General features: G+C 69.6%; 23 protein-coding genes. 15 read left to right on the forward strand and 8 right to left on the reverse strand.

Annotated elements, in window-relative coordinates; translation table 11 throughout:
• The first annotated feature begins 3 nt into the window (after nt 1-3).
• The 5 genes from ACWA14_RS15420 to ACWA14_RS15440 are packed head-to-tail and all read left to right on the forward strand — an operon-like array spanning nt 4 to nt 6085.
• Nucleotides 4-1269 (forward strand): extracellular solute-binding protein, encoded by a 1266-nt coding sequence (locus ACWA14_RS15420; RefSeq protein ID WP_463795286.1) that lies wholly within the window; start codon nt 4-6, stop codon nt 1267-1269.
• Nucleotides 1250-2170 carry a carbohydrate ABC transporter permease gene (locus tag ACWA14_RS15425; protein WP_463795287.1) on the forward strand — a complete coding sequence of 307 codons (921 nt, stop codon included), beginning with the start codon at nt 1250-1252 and terminating at the stop codon, nt 2168-2170. The genes ACWA14_RS15420 and ACWA14_RS15425 overlap by 20 nt, the downstream gene beginning before the upstream one ends.
• Complete coding sequence (locus tag ACWA14_RS15430; RefSeq protein WP_463795288.1) at nt 2167-3009, forward strand: carbohydrate ABC transporter permease; 843 nt, start codon at nt 2167-2169, stop codon at nt 3007-3009. The genes ACWA14_RS15425 and ACWA14_RS15430 overlap by 4 nt, the downstream gene beginning before the upstream one ends.
• A 15-nt stretch (nt 3010-3024) precedes the next feature.
• Entirely contained in the window at nt 3025-4026 is a 1002-nt protein-coding gene (locus ACWA14_RS15435) for a glycoside hydrolase family 130 protein (RefSeq protein WP_463795289.1), read from the forward strand.
• 4 nt (nt 4027-4030) lie between these two features.
• Nucleotides 4031-6085, forward strand: a complete 2055-nt coding sequence (locus tag ACWA14_RS15440; protein WP_463795290.1) for a hypothetical protein — start codon at nt 4031-4033, stop codon at nt 6083-6085.
• A gap of 27 nt (nt 6086-6112) precedes the next feature.
• On the opposite strand, the gene ACWA14_RS15445 is transcribed toward ACWA14_RS15440, so the two are convergent.
• From ACWA14_RS15445 to ACWA14_RS15455, 3 genes are all read right to left on the reverse strand, one after another.
• Nucleotides 6113-6442 (reverse strand): hypothetical protein, encoded by a 330-nt coding sequence (locus tag ACWA14_RS15445; RefSeq protein WP_463795291.1) that lies wholly within the window; start codon nt 6440-6442, stop codon nt 6113-6115.
• 85 nt (nt 6443-6527) lie between these two features.
• Entirely contained in the window at nt 6528-6893 is a 366-nt protein-coding gene (locus ACWA14_RS15450; protein ID WP_463795292.1) for a nuclear transport factor 2 family protein, read from the reverse strand.
• A 95-nt stretch (nt 6894-6988) separates the two neighbouring features.
• Entirely contained in the window at nt 6989-7810 is an 822-nt protein-coding gene (locus tag ACWA14_RS15455) for a MerR family transcriptional regulator (RefSeq protein WP_463795293.1), read from the reverse strand.
• Nucleotides 7811-7891: 81 nt separating this feature from the next.
• On the opposite strand from ACWA14_RS15455, the gene ACWA14_RS15460 reads away from it, so the two are divergent.
• Both ACWA14_RS15460 and ACWA14_RS15465 read left to right on the forward strand, forming a co-directional pair.
• A complete protein-coding gene (locus ACWA14_RS15460; RefSeq protein WP_463795294.1) occupies nt 7892-8314 on the forward strand; it encodes a Fur family transcriptional regulator in 423 nt (140 codons plus the stop codon).
• A gap of 62 nt (nt 8315-8376) precedes the next feature.
• Nucleotides 8377-9828 carry a catalase gene (locus tag ACWA14_RS15465; protein ID WP_463795295.1) on the forward strand — a complete coding sequence of 484 codons (1452 nt, stop codon included), beginning with the start codon at nt 8377-8379 and terminating at the stop codon, nt 9826-9828.
• Between the two features lie 144 nt (nt 9829-9972).
• On the opposite strand, the gene ACWA14_RS15470 is transcribed toward ACWA14_RS15465, so the two are convergent.
• Nucleotides 9973-10692: a FadR/GntR family transcriptional regulator gene (locus ACWA14_RS15470; protein WP_463795296.1), complete on the reverse strand. Its 720-nt coding sequence runs from the start codon at nt 10690-10692 to the stop codon at nt 9973-9975.
• Between the two features lie 134 nt (nt 10693-10826).
• On the opposite strand from ACWA14_RS15470, the gene ACWA14_RS15475 reads away from it, so the two are divergent.
• Genes ACWA14_RS15475 through ACWA14_RS15485 form a run of 3 tightly spaced genes read left to right on the forward strand, consistent with a single transcriptional unit; the run spans nt 10827 to nt 13661 of the window.
• Nucleotides 10827-12242 carry a GntP family permease gene (locus ACWA14_RS15475; RefSeq protein ID WP_463795297.1) on the forward strand — a complete coding sequence of 472 codons (1416 nt, stop codon included), beginning with the start codon at nt 10827-10829 and terminating at the stop codon, nt 12240-12242.
• Nucleotides 12243-12244: 2 nt separating this feature from the next.
• Nucleotides 12245-12808, forward strand: a complete 564-nt coding sequence (locus ACWA14_RS15480; protein WP_463795298.1) for a gluconokinase — start codon at nt 12245-12247, stop codon at nt 12806-12808.
• Between the two features lie 43 nt (nt 12809-12851).
• Nucleotides 12852-13661, forward strand: coding sequence for an alpha/beta fold hydrolase (locus tag ACWA14_RS15485; protein WP_463795299.1), 810 nt, complete (start codon nt 12852-12854; stop codon nt 13659-13661).
• A gap of 245 nt (nt 13662-13906) precedes the next feature.
• On the opposite strand, the gene msrA is transcribed toward ACWA14_RS15485, so the two are convergent.
• Both msrA and msrB read right to left on the reverse strand, forming a co-directional pair.
• Nucleotides 13907-14452 carry a peptide-methionine (S)-S-oxide reductase MsrA gene (msrA, locus tag ACWA14_RS15490; protein ID WP_463795300.1) on the reverse strand — a complete coding sequence of 182 codons (546 nt, stop codon included), beginning with the start codon at nt 14450-14452 and terminating at the stop codon, nt 13907-13909.
• Nucleotides 14449-14925 (reverse strand): peptide-methionine (R)-S-oxide reductase MsrB, encoded by a 477-nt coding sequence (gene msrB / locus ACWA14_RS15495; RefSeq protein WP_463795301.1) that lies wholly within the window; start codon nt 14923-14925, stop codon nt 14449-14451. The genes msrA and msrB overlap by 4 nt, the downstream gene beginning before the upstream one ends.
• A 150-nt stretch (nt 14926-15075) precedes the next feature.
• On the opposite strand from msrB, the gene ACWA14_RS15500 reads away from it, so the two are divergent.
• The gene (locus ACWA14_RS15500; RefSeq protein WP_463795302.1) at nt 15076-15993 is read left to right on the forward strand and encodes a DUF808 domain-containing protein; all 918 of its coding nucleotides are present in this window, start codon (nt 15076-15078) and stop codon (nt 15991-15993) included.
• A gap of 18 nt (nt 15994-16011) precedes the next feature.
• Here ACWA14_RS15500 and ACWA14_RS15505 read toward each other — a convergent pair whose 3' ends face one another.
• Nucleotides 16012-16767, reverse strand: coding sequence for an SDR family oxidoreductase (locus ACWA14_RS15505; protein ID WP_463795303.1), 756 nt, complete (start codon nt 16765-16767; stop codon nt 16012-16014).
• 154 nt (nt 16768-16921) lie between these two features.
• On the opposite strand from ACWA14_RS15505, the gene ACWA14_RS15510 reads away from it, so the two are divergent.
• On the forward strand, nt 16922-17449 hold the full coding sequence (locus ACWA14_RS15510; protein WP_463795304.1) for an N-acetyltransferase family protein: 528 nt from the start codon (nt 16922-16924) through the stop codon (nt 17447-17449).
• A gap of 12 nt (nt 17450-17461) precedes the next feature.
• Entirely contained in the window at nt 17462-18175 is a 714-nt protein-coding gene (gene pnuC / locus ACWA14_RS15515) for a nicotinamide riboside transporter PnuC (protein ID WP_463795305.1), read from the forward strand.
• A 21-nt stretch (nt 18176-18196) separates the two neighbouring features.
• Here pnuC and ACWA14_RS15520 read toward each other — a convergent pair whose 3' ends face one another.
• On the reverse strand, nt 18197-18376 hold the full coding sequence (locus tag ACWA14_RS15520) for a hypothetical protein (RefSeq protein WP_463795306.1): 180 nt from the start codon (nt 18374-18376) through the stop codon (nt 18197-18199).
• Nucleotides 18377-18605: 229 nt separating this feature from the next.
• Between ACWA14_RS15520 and ACWA14_RS15525 the strand changes: the two genes are divergently transcribed.
• Complete coding sequence (locus tag ACWA14_RS15525) at nt 18606-19646, forward strand: iron-containing redox enzyme family protein (protein ID WP_463795307.1); 1041 nt, start codon at nt 18606-18608, stop codon at nt 19644-19646.
• On the forward strand, nt 19643-19849 hold the full coding sequence (locus ACWA14_RS15530; RefSeq protein ID WP_463795308.1) for a CDGSH iron-sulfur domain-containing protein: 207 nt from the start codon (nt 19643-19645) through the stop codon (nt 19847-19849). Before ACWA14_RS15525 ends, ACWA14_RS15530 begins: the two co-directional genes overlap by 4 nt.
• Nucleotides 19850-19860: the final 11 nt, after the last annotated feature.

The following is a 19860-nucleotide window of genomic DNA, read 5'->3' on the forward strand; positions in this document are numbered from 1 at the left end:
ACCATGAAGAAGATCCGTGCAGCAGCGCTCATCTGCGCCACCGCGCTCGTCGCCACCGGATGCTCGGCCGGAGGCGGGAGCGGAGAAGGCTCCGCCGACGGCACCGGCCCGGTCGACATCTGGCTCTCCAACAACGAGCAGGAACTCGCCTGGGGCACCGCGGTGGTCGAGGCGTGGAACGCCGAGCATCCCGACGAGAAGGTGACGGCCCAGGAGATCCCCGCCGGCTCCTCGTCGGAGGAGGCCATCACCGCGGCGATCACCGCCGGCACCGCACCCTGCCTCGTCTACAACGTCGCCCCCGCCGCGGTCTCCGGTTGGGTCAAGCAGGGCGGGCTCGTCGACCTCAGCACGATGGAGGGCGGCTCCGACTACATCACCGAACGCGGCGGCGACGTCGAGTCGTACGCCACCGACGGCAGCTACTACCAGCTGCCGTGGAAGTCGAACCCCGTCATGGTCATGTACAACAAGGCCCTGTTCGAGGCCGCGGGCATCGACCCGGAGGACCCGCAGATGAACACCTACGACGCGTTCATCGAGAAGTCGCAGGCGATCGTCGACTCCGGCGTGCAGAGCGCGATCTGGCCCGCGCCGACCAGCGAGTTCTATCAGCCCTGGTTCGACTTCTACCCGCTGTACCTGGCCGAGACCGACGGCACGATGCTCGTGGAAGACGGGAAGTCGACCTTCGACTCGGATGCCGGCCGCACGGTCGCCGAGTTCTGGTCGACGTTCTACACCGACAAGCTCTCCCCCAACGAGGCGTCGACCGACGACGCGATGTCGGCCGGGACGACCGCGATGCAGCTCGCCGGCCCGTGGGCGATCCCGTCGTACGCCGAGACCGTGGACGTCGGCTTCATGCCGGTGCCCACGAGCGACGGCCGCGAGACGCCGACGACGTTCGCCGACTCCAAGAGCGTGTCGATGTTCACGGCCTGCGAGAACCAGGGCACCGCCTGGGAGTTCCTGCAGTTCTCCACGAGCGTCGACAGCGACGGTCAGCTCCTCGAGCTCACCGGCCAGATGCCGATGCGCAGCGACCTGCTCGGCACCTACGCCGACTACTTCGAATCGAACCCGGACTACGCCGCGTTCGCGGAGCAGGCGGAGGCGACCGCCGACGTCCCCAGCATCCCGAACTCGGTGGAGGCCTGGCAGGCGTTCCGCGACGAGTACTCCGCCGCGGTGATCTTCGGCAAGACGTCGATCGACGACTTCCTCAGCGGCGCGGCGACGAAGATCGATGAGCTCGTCGCGGAGTGACGTCGTGACCGACAGGCGGCGGTTGCGCACCCGATGGCTGGGTGCGCAACCGGTCGGCGGCCTCTTCGCGCTGCCGTATTTCGTCTTCGTGATCGCGATCTTCGCCTATCCGCTCGCCTTCGCGGTCTACATCGCCTTCCACGACTACTTCTTCACGGCGCCGAACGTCGAGGTCGACCGGCCGTTCGTCGGCTTCGACAACTTCGTCGCCGTGCTCACCGACCCGCGGGTGATCGACTCGTTCCGCAACACCCTCGTCTTCCTCGTGATCAACGTGCCGCTCACCGCGGTGCTGTCGCTCGTGCTCGCCACGGCGCTCAACACCGGCATCCGCTGGGTGGCCGCGTACCGGGTGGCGTTCTACGTGCCGTACCTCACCGCGAGCGTCTCGCTGGTGGGCGTGTGGATGCTGCTGTTCTCGGGCAACGGGCTCATCAACACCATCCTCGGCCCGCTCGCCCCCGACCCCTCGTGGCTCGTGAACAGCGGGCTCGCGATGCCGATGATCGCGCTCTACGTGACCTGGAAGCAGCTGGGGTTCTACATCCTGCTCTACCTGGCCGCGCTGCAGAACGTGCCCAAGGAGCTCTACGAGTCGGCCGAGACCGACGGCGCGGGCGCCGTCAAGCGCTTCCTGCACGTGACGATCCCCGGTGTGCGCAGCGCCACCACGCTCGTGCTGATCCTGTCGATCATCACCGGCGCGAACCTGTTCACCGAGCCGTACCTGCTCACGAACGGCGGCGGCCCCGACGGGGCCTCCTCCACCCCCGTGCTGCTGATCTACCAGCTCGGCATCCAGCAGCAGAACCCCGACACGGCGGCGGCGATCGGCATGATCCTGGTGATCCTGGTCGGCCTGCTGTCGCTGGCGGCCAACCGCGCGACAAGGGAGCGATGATGAGACGTACCCGCAAGGCTCCCCGCATCCTGAGCATCGTCCTGCTCACGGCGGCGGCGATCGGCTTCGCCTTCCCGTTCTACTTCATGCTGGTCGGAGCGTTCCAGCAGAACCCCACGAACGCACCCGACGAGCTCCTCCCGACGAGCGGGTGGACGGTCGACAACTTCGTCGCGATCGACTCCCGCATCGACCTCATGGGGTCGCTGCTGAACTCGCTGATCTTCACCGCGGGCGTGCTGCTGGGAACCGTCGTGTTCGGCCTGCTGGCGGGCTACGCCATCGCCCGGCTCGACTTCCGCGGACGCGGAGTCATCTGGGTGCTGATGCTGCTCGTGCAGATGGTGCCGTTCCAGCTGCTGATGATCCCGCTCTACGTGCAGATCACCCGCAACTACGGCCTGGGCGACTCGTACATGGGCATGATCCTGCCGTTCCTGATCAACACCACGGCGGTGTTCATCTTCACGCAGTTCTTCAAGGCGCTGCCCGTGGAGATCTTCGAGGCGGCCCGCATCGACGGGGCCGGCGAGATCCGTCTGCTCACCTCGGTGGCCATCCCGCTGATCAAGCCCGTGCTGGTGACGGTCGTGCTGGTCACCTTCATCGGCCCGTGGAACGAGTTCCTCTGGCCCTTCCTGATCACGAAGGACGCGTCTCTGCAGCCGCTCGCCGTCTCCCTCGCGAACTACATCTCCAACGTCGCGCAGTCCACCGCGAATCCCAACGGGGCGATCCTCGCCGGTGCCACGGCCCTGGCGTTCCCCGTCGTCATCCTGTTCGTCGTCTTCCAGCGTTTCTTCACCGCCACCGACCTCGGCGCGGCCGTCAAAGGCTAGCCAGAAAGGCCACCCATGTTCACCGGAGCATCCTTCCCCCTCGGTCCGTTCACCCCGTACGAGGGCAACCCGATCCTGCGTCCCCGCGGCGACAGCTGGGAGTCCGCGAACCTCTACAACCCGGCGGCGATCGTCGACGGCGACGAGGTGGTGCTGCTGTACCGCGCCCACGCGGACGACATCATCTCGCACATCGGCATCGCCCGCTCGCGCGACGGCGTCACCTTCACCCGGGAGGACGCCCCGATCCTCTCGCCGTCGGAGGACTACGAGACCTACGGCTGCGAGGACCCGCGCATCGCGCTGATCGACGGCACCTACTACCTCACCTACACCGGGTGGGACCGCCGCAGCGCGCAGCTGTGCCTGGCGACCTCGACCGATCTGCGCACCTGGACCAAGCACGGCCCGCTGTTCGAGGACTTCGACACGTTCAAGACCATGGACCCGCGCGGGTTCAACTGGTCGAAGGCCGGGGTCATCGTGCCGCAGCGGATGCACGGCAAGTGGTGGATGTACTTCGGCGAGGGAGCGATCTACTGGGCGACCAGCGACGACCTGATCCACTGGACTCCGGGCACGGCCGACACCGATCCGATGTACTCGCCCACGCCGGGCACCTGGGACGAGGCGCTGGTGGAGATCGGCACCTCTCCCGTCGTGACCGACAACGGCCTGCTGGTCTTCCTCACCAACGGCGCCACGCGGGTCGTGCACGACGACGGATCGGTCGACGTGGACTACCGCTGCGGGCAGATCGCGATCGACCCGGACGAGCCCACGAAGGTCATCGCCCGCCTGCAGGAGCCGTGGCTGCGTCCGCAGACCTTCGAGGACCGCAACGGTCTCGTCTCGAACGTGACCTTCGTGGAGGGGCTCGTGAAGTTCCAGGACAAGTGGTTCGCGTACTACGGGCAGTCCGACACGACGCTCGCGGTCGCGATCCACGATCCCGCCGAGCCCTGGGGACGTGCGCTGCGCACGGATGCCGGGCCCGCCGTGGATGCCGGGGAGTGACGCCATGGACACCTCCCGTCGTTCCTTCCTGACGCTCGCGGCGACGGCATCCGCTCTCGCGCTGCTCCCGATCGACGCCGCGGCGGGCGCCACGGGACCGGCCGGCACGGGGAGCATGACCGGCGCCGCCGGTTCGCTCTCGGGTGCCGCCGTGAAGCGCGCGCGCCTCACGAATCTCGCGCATCTGCGCTTCCTCCTCGCGGAGGTGCCGGTCACCGCGAGCGCGACCCACACGACGTTCGGGATCGACGAGCGGCCGACCGTGCGCGCCCCCTGGACCTATGCCGACACCGACGGGGCCGGCGGCTACCGCCCGGTCGGCGGAGGCACCCGTGATGCGGTGACCGGGTACTGGACGCAGGGCGCGTACAACGCCGACGACATCGCTCGGGCGGCGATCGTTTTCCTGCGGGCGTGGCAGGCGACCAGCGACGAGCAGAGCCGCGACGAGGCGCGCGACGTGCTGCGCTCCCTCGCTTTCCTGCAGACGACCTCCGGCCCGAACGCGGGTCGCGTGGTGCTGTGGCAGCAGGAGGACGGCACGCTGAACCCCAGCGCCATCCCGATCGAGCTCCCCGACCCCTCGGACTCCGCCGAGTCGTACTGGCTCGCCCGCTCCGTCTGGGCCTTCGGCGAGGGCGCCGCGGCCTTCCGGCACGAGGATCCCGCGTTCGCCGACTTCCTGCGCACGCGCCTGCATCTGTGCCTCGACGCGCTCGGCCGCGAATCGCTCTCGCGTGCCGGACAGTGGGTGCGCAGCGACGGACGGAAGCTGCCCGCCTGGCTCATCGCCGGCGGTGCGGATGCCACGGCGGAAGCCATGCTCGGGCTCGCGGCCTCGGCTGAGGCGGGCGATGCGCGCAGCCGCGCGGCGCTGAAGACCTACGGCGAGGCGGTCGCCGCGATGGCCACCGATCCCGCGAAGGGCTGGCCGTTCGGGGCCGTGCTGCCGTGGACCGGCTCGCTCGGGTTCTGGCACGCCTGGGGCGCCGCCGCCCCGGAGGCGCTGGCGCGCGCGGGTGCCCTGGTGGGCCGGCGCGATTGGTCGGCCGCCGCACGCGCGGATGCCGGACGGTTCACCCCGCAGGTGCTCGCGTCGGGCGGACCTCACAACGCGTGGGCTCCCCTCCCCGCCGAGGCGCAGATCGCCTACGGCGCGCACGGCCGGGTGGCCGGGGCGATGCAGGCGGCGACCGTCGGCGGCGAGGGGTTCCGTGTGCTCGCGGGTCTTGCCGCCGGCTGGTTCTTCGGCGCCAACACCGCGGGCATCCCCGTGTACGACCCCGCGACCGGCGTCACCTTCGACGGCGTGGAGACCGACGGCCGGGTGAACCGCAACTCCGGCGCGGAGTCGACCATCCACGGCCTGCTCACGATGCTGCTGCTCGACGCGCACCGCGACGTGGCGGCGGTGGCGACGTCCATCACCGGACTCCGGTCGTCCTCCGGGCTGCGGGTGCTCGAGGCGGAGTCCGCACGACGGTCACCCGGTGCGGTGGTCGAGACGCCCTCCACCGGGGCGTGGACCGGCGAGGGCAATCTCTCCGGCGGCTCCTTCGTGCGGCTCGCGAAGGGCGAGTGGGTCGAGTTCGACGTGAGCGAGGCCGGCGGCATCCTGCACGGACTCGTGTGGCGCCAGGCTCCGGACGCCGGCGACGCGGTGTGGGAGGTCTTCCGCGGACGGCGTCGCGTGTGGAGCACCCGCACCCCCGCGGGCGGCACGGGCGACCGCGGGCTGACCGAGGCCGACGGGATGCTCGTGCCGCAGCTGCTCGGCGGCGATCTGCCGGACGGACCCGTGACCGTGCGGTGCACGAGCCGCGGAGAGGTGCGCCTCGACGCCCTCGTGATCCAGCCGCGGGTCGTGAGCGCGGTGTACGACACGACGTCGGGCGCGGCGGTGCTCTACGCCAACAGCGCCCGCCGCGAGGAGCGGGTGCCGGCGCTGGCCGCGGGCTCGGGGCGGGCGTACGACGCCGACGGATCGCAGCGCGGTCAGGCCGCCCAGAGCGGGAAGGTGCGCGTGCGCGGAGAGGGGTTCACGATCACGGTGTCGTGATCGGGTCGCCCTCTCCCGGGGGCCGCGTCAGTCGATGACGTCGTAGGCCGCGTTCTCCGAGGCGTCCAGCGGGTGACCCACGGGCGACTCGAGGTGGCGGGTGAGGAGTTCGAGGCGCTCGACGAGCTCCTCATCCAGGATCTCCTCGCCCGGCACCGATACATCCTTCGCGACGATCTGACTGGCGGGCCCGATCAGGAACTTCGCCGTCGTCACCGAGCCGTCGTCTTCGCGCACCGGGATCTCGACGATCTCCGCGCGCTCCTCCTGTCCGAGTGCACGTCCGTACGCCAGCAGGGCATCCGCTATCGCATCACCCGTCACGAATTCTTCACCGGCGTACATGATCATCTGCATGGTTCTGTTCTAGAGGAGTTCCGGCGCGGCCGCGCGCCCCTTGCCTCGGGCGTCCGGCCCTGGTAGTCGGGACCCGCGGTCCTCGTCAGGGCGCGATCACGAGATCGGAGATCAGCCCGTCGCGCAGGGTGAACCGGAAGCGCAGGTCGGCGACACCTCCCGTGAAGTCGCCCTCCAGGCGGGCGCCGATCGTCCAGCGGTCCGGCTCCTCCTGGCTCTGACCGACGTAGCTCGTCGTGTAGGTGAACTCGGATGCGGCGCCGGTCAGCCACCCGAGGACGGCGTCGCGGCCGTGATGGTCGATGCCCTCGTCCCGGACGTGCGCATCCGCGGCGAAGGTGGTCACGGCGGCGGCACGGTCCGTGCCCTCGCCGGCCAGGCGCAGATAGCGCGAGATCGCCGAGGGAAGGGCCTGCGGGTCGAAGGGGGAGAGTTCCGTGGAGGCGGACATGGGTGCTCCTGTTCTCTGCTGCGGCGGCGATCGGTTCGCCGCTGTCCTCAGCCTGGGTCTTCCCCCGAGGGGAAGGTCAAGCGATCGCGTCGGGATCAGCGGAGGACGCGGAAGATCGGCCAGCCGATCTCGGTGACCGACCGCTCGCCCAGGCCGGGGAACCCCGTGAGGTACGTCTCCCGCACGGGCGCCTCGATCGCCAGCTCGTGTGCGGCGACGTGCTCCCCCAGTGCCGCGTACACCCGACCGATCGTCGTGTCGTCGCCGTCGTGGGTGGCCAGCGCGAGGTCCATCGCGGGCAGCGCGGTCATCGCGGCACCCGCACCCGCGAGCCGCTCGTCGAACCCGTCGTGCGCGACGACGTGGAGCATCGCCTCCCCGCGCTCGTCGGCGAACAGCTCGTTCGACCACGTTCCTCCATACGCTCCGACCGTCTCCGGGTCGGCTTCCGCCACGATCCCCTGCAGGGTGCCCAGCGAACGCCGGAACCACGCGCCGAGCTCGGGCAGCCGGATCACCTGCCGCACCGCGACCACGCGCGTCTCCGGGACGCTGCGGTGCGTGATCTCGATGGTCGGGTCGGAGCTATCGAGCAGCGACCGCAGGGTCGCCACGGCGGTGCGCGTCTCCTCCAGTCGGCGCTCCATGCCCGCGAGGTGGTCGGCGATCAGTCGCCCGCGCCGCGCGACATCCGGCGTCGCCAGCACTTCTCCGACCGCCTCCACCGGAACATCGAGATCACGCAGCGACTTCACGATCTGCGCGTCGGCGATCTGCTCGGGGGCGTACAACCGGTACCCGGTGCGCTCGTCGACGTGCGCGGGCACGAGCACGCCGCTGCGGTGATAGAACCGCAGCGCCTTGGCGGTCAGGCGGACCGCTCGCGAGAAGTCCCCGATCGTCATGAGTGTGGCCACCTCCCGATTATGACGACCCGGACGCCCGACATGCCGTCGACCTTCTTTTGAATTACTCAAAAGAAGAGATAGTGTCGGGGCATGGACACGGCCTTCGACATGACGTTGCATGAGGTGGGCCTGCGGGCGACCGCCGGCCGCATCGCCGTGCTCGAGGCACTGGACTCCATGGCACACACGGATGCGGAGCGGCTCTACCGCGTCGTGTCCGCGGTGCTCCCGACCACGTCGATCCAGTCGGTGCACAACATCCTCTCGGACCTGACGACGGCCGGGCTGATCCGCCGGATCGAGCCGGCGGGCTCCGCCGCCCTCTACGAGCGCCGCACCGGAGACAACCACCACCACGTGGTCTGCACGACGTGCGGAGCCATCGGCGATGTGGACTGCGTCACCGGTGAGGCCCCGTGCCTCACGCCCTCGGATGCCGGGGGATTCACCGTCCAGACCGCCGAAGTCACCTTCTGGGGCCTCTGCCCCAGCTGCCAGAACGCCGCACAGTAGCTCGACACGACGGCCCGCCCGGGCCGGACACCCCTCGGAGCTGTGCGCAGAAGGAGAAGAACATGACGAAACCGAACACCACGACCCAGACCGGCACCCCGGTCGCCAGCGATGCCCATTCGCTCACGGTCGGAGCCGACGGCCCCACCGTGCTGCACGACCGGTACCTGGTCGAGAAGCTCGCCTCGTTCAACCGCGAGCGTGTGCCGGAGCGCAACCCGCACGCCAAGGGCGGCGGCGCGTTCGGCGAGTTCGTCGTCACGGAGGACGTGTCGGCCTACACCCGTGCCGCGGCGTTCCAGCCCGGTGCGACCAGCGAGACGCTGATCCGCTTCTCCTCGGTCGCCGGTGAGCAGGGCTCGCCCGACACCTGGCGCGACGTGCGCGGCTTCTCGCTGCGCTTCTACACGAGCGAGGGCAACCTCGACATCGTCGGCAACAACACCCCCACGTTCTTCATCCGCGATGCGATGAAGTTCCCCGACTTCATCCACTCGCAGAAGCGCCTCGGCGACTCGGGTCTGCGCGACGCCGACATGCAGTGGGACTTCTGGACGCTCTCCCCCGAGACGGCCCACCAGGTCACCTACCTCATGGGAGACCGCGGCCTGCCCCGCAGCTGGCGCCACATGAACGGCTACGGCTCGCACACCTACCAGTGGGTCAACGCCGCAGGCGAGCGCTTCTGGGTGCAGTACCACTTCCTCTCCCAGCAGGGCGTCGAGGCCATGGGCGCCGCCGAGGCCGAGCAGCTGGCCGGCTCCGACGCCGACTACTACCGTCGCGACCTGTTCGACGCGATCACCCGCGGCGAGCACCCCGCGTGGGACGTGTACGTGCAGATCATGCCGTACGAGGAGGCCAAGGCCTACCGCTTCAACCCGTTCGACCTCACCAAGACCTGGTCGAAGAAGGACTACCCGCGCATCAAGGTCGGCACGTTCACGCTGAACCGCAACCCGGAGAACTTCTTCGCACAGATCGAGCAGGCGGCGTTCTCGCCCGGCAACCAGGTGCCCGGCACCGGCATCTCGCCGGACAAGATGCTGATGGCCCGCGTCTTCGCGTACTCCGACGCGCAGCGCTACCGCATCGGCGCGAACTACAACCAGCTGCCGGTCAACCAGCCGCACGCGACCGAGGCCCGCAACTACATGCACGAGGGGCAGATGCAGTACCGGTTCAACCCGGCCGAGCACCGCGTCTACACGCCGAACTCGTACGGTCCCGAGGGCGGCCCCGAGGCCGACCCGCTGGCCGGGGTCGAGGCGAGCTGGGAGGCCGATGGCGAGCTCATCCGCTCGGCGGCGACCCTGCACCTCGACGACGACGACTTCGGTCAGGCCGGCACGCTGTACCGCACGGTCTTCGATGACGAGCAGCGGGCGCGCTTCCTCGAGACCCTGACCGGTCAGGGCAAGTCGATCACGCTCGACGGCATCCGTGAGCGCTTCTTCCAGTACTGGACGAACGTCGACGCCGCGCTCGGAGAGGCCCTCCGCCGCACGGTCTGACCCAACTCCCCGGGAGGAGTTCTCGCTCTCGGGAGGAGCATCCGTTCGCGATGCTCCTCCCGAAGGCGGGAGCTCCTCCCGCCTGGTTCGGCGGGCTTCACGCCCGCGACTCCACGATCCGCACGTGCGGCCGAGCGAGTGCCGTCAGAGGTCGTGCGCGGCGTCTCGCGTGACGTCCAGGGCGAGCACGGCGTGGTCCGACTCCTCGACGATCGCGCGCATCGCGCGTTCGGCGGCATCCCCGTCCTTCGACTGCACGGCCACGGCGACCTCGCCGTGGAGGCTCAGTGCCTCCGCATCCGCCACGGCGGGCATGAGGTCGTTGCGCGTACGACCTTCCAGCACCGCGTAGACGACCTTGTTGAGGTTGGCGAGCATCACGTTGCCCGACGCCTGCAGCAGCACCGTGTGGAATTCGGCGTCGTGCGCCAGATAGTCATCGGCGTTCGCCGCCCGAGACGTCGATGCCATCCCCATCACGGCCGCGGCGAGCCGCGCGCACTGATCCGGCGTCGCGCGCTCGGCCGCCAAGCGGGCTGCCGCAGGCTCGACCGCCGCACGGAGCTCATTGAGGCTGTGGAGGAGCTCGATGCGATCCGGACCGGTCAGCCGCCAACGCAGCACTCGTGCGTCGTAGGGACTCCACGATTCGGGCGGCAGGACGGTGATGCCGACTCGCTGGCGCGACTCGACCATGCCGAGCGACTCCAGGACGCGCGCCGCCTCTCGGACGGCGCTTCGCGACGCTCCGAACGCGACGATCGCCTGATCCATGATGATGCGGCTTCCGGGCGCCTGTCGGCCGGACCCGATCTCGGCCCCCCATCGCTCCACGATCGCATCATGCACGGGGGTCTGTCGCATCTCTTCAGCGTACGCCGGTCTCGCGCGAGCCACGGATCGAGAAAAACGTATGAAAATGCATCGATTCTTGAAAAAAGAATACTTTTGGATTACGTTGACTCCCGTCCAAGCACCGTCGCTTCCAAGGAGGACCGATGACGCTCTACCCGCTCACCGCCGCAGCCGCGGCCGCGGCCGACCCCGCGCCGGTGATCCCGGTCGGATCGGACCCGCAACTCATCACCGCCGCTCTCATCGGCTTCGCGGTCATCATCGTGCTCATCACCTGGCTGAAGGTGCATCCGTTCCTGGCGCTCACGATCGGCGCCCTCGGCGTCGGCATCGGCGCGGGGATGGCGACCGAGCAAGCCCTGCTCAGCTTCTCGAACGGCTTCGGATCGACGATGGGCGGCGTCGGCGTCCTCATCGCGCTCGGTGCGATGTTCGGCAAGCTCCTCGCCGATTCCGGCGGGGCCGACCGCATCGTCGACACCCTCGTCTCGCGCTCCAGCAAGCGGATGCTGCCGTGGACGATGGCGGTGGTCGGGGCGGTCATCGGACTGCCGATGTTCTTCGAGATCGGCCTCGTCCTGCTCATCCCGGTGATCATCCTCGTCGCGCGGCGCTCGGGCGTGGCGTTGATGAAGATCGCCATCCCGACTCTCGCAGGCCTCTCGGCCATGCACGGGCTGGTGCCCCCTCACCCCGGTCCGCTCATCGCCATCGATGCCCTCGGCGCGAACCTCGGGCTCACCCTCGCCTTCGGGATCGTCGTGGCCATCCCGGCGATCATCATCGCCGGGCCGGTGTTCAGCACCTGGGCCGCACGGTGGGCGCCCGTCGCCGTGCCCGACATGTTCCTGACCGCCGAGGATGCGGGCGAGGATGCCGATCGACGCCCGCGACCGTCGTTCGCCGCCGCGGTCACGGCGATTCTGCTTCCTGTCGTGCTGATGATGGTCAAGGCCCTCGTGGCGATCATCGCGCCCGAAGCCGAGGGGGTGTGGCGCAAGATCATCGATTTCGTCGGCACTCCGACGATCGCGCTCCTCATCACCCTCATCTTCGGCATCTTCGTGCTGGGTGCCGGTGCGAAGATGAACCGCCAGACCGTCGCCGATTCCCTCGCCACCAGCCTGCCGCCCATCGCCGGCATCCTGCTGATCGTCGGGGCCGGCGGTGCCTTCAAGCAGGTGCTCATCGACACGGGGATCGGTGAGGTCATCACGCGGGCCGTGCTCGACAGCGGCATCTCCGTCCTGCTGCTCGGCTGGGTGGTCGCCGTCCTGGTCCGTGTCGCGACGGGTTCCGCGACGATCGCCACCATCACGGCGGCGGGACTCATGACCTCGGCCGCGTCGACGCTTCCCGCGCCGGAGGTCGCCCTGCTCGTCCTCGCGATCGGTTCGGGCTCGGTGTTCCTGTCCCATGTGAACGACGCGGGCTTCTGGCTGGTCAAGCAGTACCTGGGAACCACCCTCCCGCAGACGTTCAAGACGTGGACCGTCCTCGAGTGCCTGATCTCCGTTGTGGGACTGATCGGCGTTCTTCTCCTGGATCTGGTGGTGTGATCGTGCAGCGGGTCTCTCACGCGCCGGACATCGACGATCGCGATGCCACCCGCCCACCGGTCCTGGTGATCATGGGGGTGTCGGGGTGCGGGAAGTCCACGGTGTCGGGCATGCTCGCCGGCATCCTCGCCTGGGACTTGGAGGAGGGTGACGATCTGCATCCCGCCGCGAACGTCGCCAAGATGGCGTCCGGGCAGGCCCTGACGGACGACGACCGGTGGCCCTGGCTGGACGCTGTCGCACAATGGATCGACGCGCACATCGAGTCCGGCGCCCCGGGGATCGTGACGTGCTCGGCGCTCAAGCGCGTCTACCGGGACCGCTTGCGGCGACCCGGTGTCGCGTTCGTCCACCTGGACGGCCCGCGGGAGATCATCGCCCAGCGCCTCAACCGGCGCATCGACCACTTCATGCCGGGCTCGCTGCTCGACTCGCAGTTCGCGACGCTCGAGCCGCTCGAACCCGATGAGAACGGCATGGTCGTCAACCTCGGTCCGAGCCCCCGCGAAGAGGTCGACGAGATCCTGACCCGGATGCCGTCGCTCCTGCGCACCCGGAACGCCTGATCGGTCGCGGGGCGGCGAGCGCCCGAGGGGGGAACGGTCCAGAATGGATGCCGTGGCTGTTCCCCTCTCCGACCTGACCCGCATGCCCGAACCGCAGCAGGTGTACGCGGCCGACGGCACCCGCCTCGCGACCTACACCTGGGGGGAGCTCGACGCCCCCGTCGTGGTCGCCGTTCATGGCTTCGCCTCGAACGCCCGCGACAACTGGGTGCTGACCGGGTGGGTGCGCCAACTCACCGCCGCCGGATACCGGGTGCTCGCGCTCGACCAGCGCGGCCACGGATCGAGCCACAAGCCGCACCAGCCCGAGGACTACGGCATCCGCACGCTCGCGACGGACGTCGAGAGCGTCATGGACGCCTACCTCGTCGACGACGCCTTCTACGTCGGCTACTCGCTGGGCGCGCGCGTCGGCTGGGAGGTCGTGCGCGATCTGCCGCAGCGCATCGGAAGAGCCGTGCTGGGCGGTGTCCCCGACGGCATCCCGCTCGCCCGCCTCGACCTGGAGCAGGTGCGTGCGTACCTCGCCGACGGCACTCCGGTCGAGGATCGGACCACGCAGAACTACATCGACCTCACCGAGCGCGTGCCGGGCAACGATCTGCGCGCCCTCGTCGCCCTCGCGGAGGGCATGCGCGCCTCCGGCACGATCGACCCGGATCCGGAGGATGCCCCCACCCGCCCGATCCTGTTCGCGACCGGCTCGAAGGACGCGATCATCGAGGGCTCGCGAGCCCTGGCATCCGCCGCGCCGGACGGCCGCTTCTTCGAGATCCCGAACCGCAACCACTTCAACGCACCGGGCTCCCGCGACTTCAAGGACGCCGCGCTCGCGTTCCTCGCGGAGGGCTGAGCCTGAGTCGGGAGGAGCCTGGGAGTCTGGTCGGGCCGAGTCGGGTTCGGGAGTCGCCGGTTCGGGAGGAGAACTCCCGGACGGGAGGAGGCTCCCCGGCATTCCCACCTCCCGAGGCGGAGTCCTCCTCCCGACGCCACGCCTCCCGCCCGGCCACGCGACGTCCCGCCCCAACTCGTCTCCACGCGAGGCAGGGATGCAGAAGGCCCTCCGTCCCGAGAGACGAAGGGCCTGTGCAGCGGATGTCAGACCGCAGTGGTCTCCGAGCGCTTCGGCAGCACCCATCCCGCACGCGGGAAGTGGCAGGTGTAGCCGTTCGGGTACTTGAGCAGGTAGTCCTGGTGCTCCTCCTCGGCCTGCCAGAACGGGCCCTCGGGCTCGATCGTCGTGACGGCCTTGCCCGGCCACAGCCCCGAGGCGTCGACGTCGGCGATCGTCTCTCGTGCCACGGTCTCCTGCTCCGGCGAGAGCGGGAAGATCGCGGAGCGATAGCTCGATCCGCGGTCGTTGCCCTGGCGGTCCAGGGTCGAGGGATCGTGGATCTGGAAGAAGAACGCGAGGATGTCGCGATACGTCGTCTTGGTCGGGTCGAAGACGATCTCGACCGCCTCGGCGTGACCGGGGTGGTTGCGGTAGGTCGCGTGGTCGTTCGTGCCCCCCGTGTAGCCGACCCGGGTGTCGAGCACGCCGGGCTGACGGCGGATCAGGTCTTCCATGCCCCAGAAGCAGCCGCCGGCGAGCACGGCGGTCTCGGTTCCGGGGGTGCGGGTGATGGTTCCGGTGTCGGTCATGACTGCTCCTCAGCGGTGTCGATGGTCTGGTGGGTGAAGAGGGGGCTGTAGCGACCGTACCCTTCCTCCTCGAGTCGGTCGACCGGCACGAACCGGAGCGCCGCGGAGTTCATGCAGTAGCGCAGGCCGCCGGCATCCCGAGGTCCGTCGTCGAAGACGTGCCCGAGGTGGCTGTCGGCGCCCGTGGAGCGGGCCTCCGTGCGCTTCATGAACAGCTTGCGGTCGGTGCGGGTCGTCACGGCGGACTCCTCGATCGGACGCGTGAAGCTCGGCCACCCCGTGCCGCTCTCGAACTTGTCGGTCGAGGAGAACAGGGGCTGTCCCGAGACCACATCGACGTAGATGCCGGCCTCGTGGTTGTTCCAGTACGCGTTGCGGAACGGCGGCTCGGTGCCGTCCTCCTGGGTGACCTCGTACTGCAGGTGGGTGAGGCCGCTCACGGCCTCCGGCGTCTTGCCGTACTCGTTCGACATGATCTGACTCCTCATCCGACGTCGCTGGCTGCGCCGTCATTAGAGGTGAACCGACGAGCACCCCGTTTTGGTCCCGCAGGGCTGGGAGCGCGCTGTGAGTTTCGGGATGCTCGATAGAGTGTCTCGTCTGCACACACCACAGGGGGACACATGTCGGTAGGACTGCTCGCCGTCGTCGACGACATCCTGAGCGCCGCGATGAAGGCCTCGGCCAAGGCTGCCGGAGTCGTGATCGACGACGCCGCGGTGACTCCGCAATACGTGCAGGGGATCACCCCGGCGCGTGAGCTGCCGGTCGTCGCCAAGATCGCACTCGGATCACTCGCGAACAAGTTCGTCATCATCATCCCGGTCGCGCTGCTGCTCACGGCGTTCGCGCCCTGGGTGCTGCCGTATCTGCTGATCCTGGGCGGCGCCTACCTGTGCTTCGAAGGCGCCGAGAAGGTGCTCGAGTGGTTCGGCGTGCAGCACGGTCATGCCGACGAAGGCGCCCGCGACGAGAAGAAGCTCGTGCTCGGCGCCGTGCGCACCGACCTGATCCTCTCGACCGAGATCATGCTGATCTCCCTCGCGAACCTCGAGGCGGGGCTCAGCATCTGGAACACGCTCGCGATCCTCGCCGTGATCGCCCTGCTGATGACCGGCGTGGTCTACGGCGCCGTCGCCCTGCTGGTCAAGATCGACGACATCGGCCTGAAGATGGCGAAGAACCCCGTGCAGCGCGTCCGTCACACCGGCACGCGCATCGTGCGATCGATGCCGGCCGTGTTCCGCTTCATCAGCATCCTCGGCACCGTCGCGATGCTCTGGGTCGGCGGTCACCTGCTGCTCGTGAACCTCGGCGAGGTGGGCGTGCACCTCGGCGTCGACGTCCTGCACGGCATCGAGCACGTGCTCGAGCCCGCGGGCCCCGTGATCGTGTGGATCGGCGACACCCTCTTCTCGGCGATCGCCGGCCTCGCCGCGGGGCTCATCATCGTGGGGATCGTGCTCGGCATCGCGAAGCTCTTCGGCAAGACCCCGAGCTTCCACGAGGGCGAGGAATCGCCCGCCGACGTGCACGTCTGACCCCGCCGCTCCCCGCTTTCACGGCCGCGCGTGGTCGGGGCCGCGCAGCCACTCGTCGAACGTGACGCCGCCGTGCGCGGCATCCGCTCCCCCGCGCAGTGAGCCCGACGCCAGCCCCCGACCGTAGGCACCGGGCAGGCGCACGTCGAGCACCCGGCGGCGGATGCCGTCGAAGGCGAGCTGCCTGCGGGCCAGGTCGGCGAGCGTCTCGTCCTGTGGACCGACGAGATCGGGGGCACGCCCCACCGGGCTGCTCTCGGCGATCCGCACGAGGTGCGCGCCGACCTCGCGAGCCGAGACCGGTCGCATGAGCGTGCGCGGCATCAGCGCGAACGGCCCCCGCATCAGCCCGAGGATCTGCCCGGCGAACTCGTGGAACTGTGCGGCGCGTGCGATCGTGAACGGCACGGCGCCCGCGACGACCGCCCGCTCTTGGGCGAGCTTGCCGGCGTAGTACGAGGTGTCGATGTCGTCGATGCCGACGATCGACAGCACGATGTGGTGCCCGACTCCCGCCTGAGCCGCGGCGGCGAGCAGCCGCCGTGTCGCGGTCTCGAAGAACCGGACCGATGCCTTGGCCGACAGCGTGGTGGCGAGGTTGGTGACGTCGATGACGGCATCCGCTCCGGCGAGCGCGGGACCCAGCCCGGTCCCGGTCAGCACATCGGCCCCGTTCGCACGAGAGAGCACGACGACATCGTGCCCGGCATCGTGCGCGGCTCGGACCGCATACCGACCGACCGTTCCGGTGCCTCCTGCGACGGCGATCCTCATCCGATTCCCTCTCGTTCCCGGTGTGCTGCTCGTCACCCTGCCACACCCCCGGCGGCGGCGTCGAGAGGTGGACGCGTCGAGCCCCGCCACCCTGCTAGCGTCAGCCATGCGCACCCGAAGCGCCCCCGTCGCCCACGCAGGAGAACGCCCGCCGATGACCACCGTGCACCTCAGAGATGCCGAGACCTCCGACCTCGACACGATCACCGAGATCCACAACGACGCCGTGGTGCACACCACCGCCATCTGGAACGAGACCGCGGTCGACGTCGACGATCGCGCCGCGTGGCTGGCCGAGCGCACCCGTCGGGGATTCCCGGTGATCGTGGCCGTCGACGACACCGGCGTGCTGGGCTACGCGTCGTACGGCGACTGGCGCCCGCACACGGGATACCGGCACACCGCCGAGCACTCCGTGTACGTGCGGGGCGACCAGCGCGGCCGGGGCATCGGCCGGATGCTGATGCGCGAGCTCATCACGCGGGCGCGTGCCCAGGGCCTGCATGTGCTGGTCGCGGGCGTCGACAGCACGAACACCGCCTCGATCGTGCTGCACGAGAAGCTCGGCTTCCGCGAGGTCGGACGCCTGCCGCAGGTCGGCGCGAAGTTCGGGCGCTGGCTCGACCTCACCTTCCTGCAGCTCGTGCTCGACGAGCGACCCGCGCCCGATCCCGCCTCCTGACCCCGGTCCCCCATGGATGCGCTGCAGTGGCTCGTCGAGGCGTTCACCTCGCAGTGGGTGCTGCCGGGCGGGCAGACGCTGCTCGTGCGCGAAGTGGTGGGCAACGCCTTCGGACTCGCGAGCGCGATCGGCGGGATGCGCCGGCGGATCTGGGCCTGGCCGGTCGGCATCATCGGCAACGTGCTGCTGCTCACCGTGTTCCTCGGCTCGATCCTCAGCCCGGACCCCGACGTGCCGCATCTGCTGGGGCAGGCCGGTCGGCAGATCATGTTCATCGCGGTCGCGATCTACGGCTGGGCGCGCTGGCGCCACGCCCAGGGCGGGCGGATCACCCCCCGCTGGGCACCGAACAGCGCCCGCCTCGGCCTGATCCTCGTGATGATCGTCGGCACGATCGCCCTCACGCCGCTGTTCCGGGCGCTCGGCTCGTGGGAGCCCGTGTGGGCGGACGCCTGGACCTTCGTCGGATCGCTGCTGGCGACCTACGGCATGGCGAAGGGCTGGACCGAGTTCTGGCTGATCTGGATCGCGGTCGACGTGGTCGGAGTGCCGCTGCTGTTCAGCTCCGGGTACTACGCGACCGGCGTCATGTACATCGTGTACGGGCTGTTCACCGCGACCGGGTTCGTCATCTGGTGGCGTGCGCAGTCGCGCGCGTCCGCACCGATCGAGATCCTGCCGCCGGATCCGAGTCCGCGGCGAACCGGGGAGACGGACGCCGGCTGAGCCCGCGCGGAGCGGCCGCGCTCAGTCCTCGCTCTTGCGGAACAGCACCCGCAACGCGATGAAGACGCCGACCGCGACGACGGCGACGATCGCGAGCTTGGCGATGAACCAGAGCACCGAGAACAGCACGCCGACCAGCCACCAGGCGATCACCACGGCGAGGATCACTCCGACGACGGTCCAGAACGTGTTCTTGGTCATACCTCCAGCCTAGGCCGGTCGGGTGCCGGCGTCCGCCCGTTCACAATTCAGGCAGAACCCGCGGAGAACAGGCCGACACGCCGCGTACGGGTGCCCGTGACCGACGTTCTGACTGAATCGTGAACGCGGAGTCGGCGCCCGTGCCGTATCGGATGCCCGGCGTCAAGACCCTTCCCGGCACGCGGTGCGCACGCGACAGTGGAGTCCTCCGATCCGATGGGAGTCCCCCGTGACCTCGACCGCCGTCCGCGACATCACCGTCAGCGGCATCTCCGCGCGCGGGCCGCTCAGCGCCGCCCTCCTCCACCACCTCACCGGCGAGGGCCCCGCCGACCACCGCGAGCGGGCGACCGTCGCGGTGACCGCCGCGGACGACGTCGCGCGCGACGACGACATCCAGCTCGCCCTCTTCCTCCTCTACGCCTCGGCGTACGGCTCCCTCCCGGACATCGATCCCGCCCTGGAGTGGGACCCCGAGCTGATCGCGACACGTCGCATCCTCGAGGAGGCCTTCGAGGCGGCACTGCGCGCCCAGGTCCCCGCCCCCGACTCCCCCGTCGCGAGCGTCGACGCGGTCGGGCGCGCGCTGTTCGCCCTGGCCGAGGCCGACACCGGCCCGAGCCTCTCGCGCTACCTGGCGAAGAAGGCCACGATCGAGCAGGCCGGCGAGTTCTTCATGCAGCGCTCCATCTACACACTGCGCGAAGCCGATCCGCACTCGTGGGCGATCCCGCGCCTGCACGGCCGGGCGAAGGCGGCGCTCGTCGAGATCCAGTCGGACGAGTACGGCGGCGGCCGCCCCGACCGCGTGCACGCGACCATCTTCGCCACCGCCATGCGCGGGGCCGGACTCGACGACACCTACGGCGCCTATGTCGACGACGTCCCCGCGGTGACGCTCGCCTCGCAGAACATGATGTCGATGTTCGGCCTGAACCGCCGCCTGCTGGGGGCGATCGTCGGCCATCTCGCCGCATTCGAGATGACCTCGTCGATCCCGAACCGGTTCTACGGCGATGGCCTGCGCCGTCTGGGCTTCGGGCCCGACGTGACGGACTACTTCGACGAGCACGTCGAAGCGGATGCCGTGCATGAGCAGATCGCGTCGCGCGATCTCGCGGGCGCCCTCGCCGAGGACCACCCCGAGCTGCTCGCCGACATCATGTTCGGTGCCTCCGCGTGCCTCACGGTCGACGGCTGGGTCGCCGAGCACATGCTGGATCGCTGGACGCAGGGCGAGTCCTCGCTCCGCCGGGGTGCCGCCGCGTGAGCGCTCGGGACGAGCCCGTGTCCATCACGGCCTATCCCGACGGGCCGCTGCTCGTGCGCGGCCCCGTCGACCTCCGGGACGACGACGGCAACCCGATCGAGCACCGACGGCGCACCGTGGCGCTGTGCCGCTGCGGGCTCTCCACGATCAAGCCGTTCTGCGACGGCACGCACAAGGCCGCGGGGTTCCGCACCGACGTGTGAGCAGGCGTGCG

The sequence above is a fragment of the Microbacterium sp. TW_SC_2 genome (assembly GCF_055361165.1).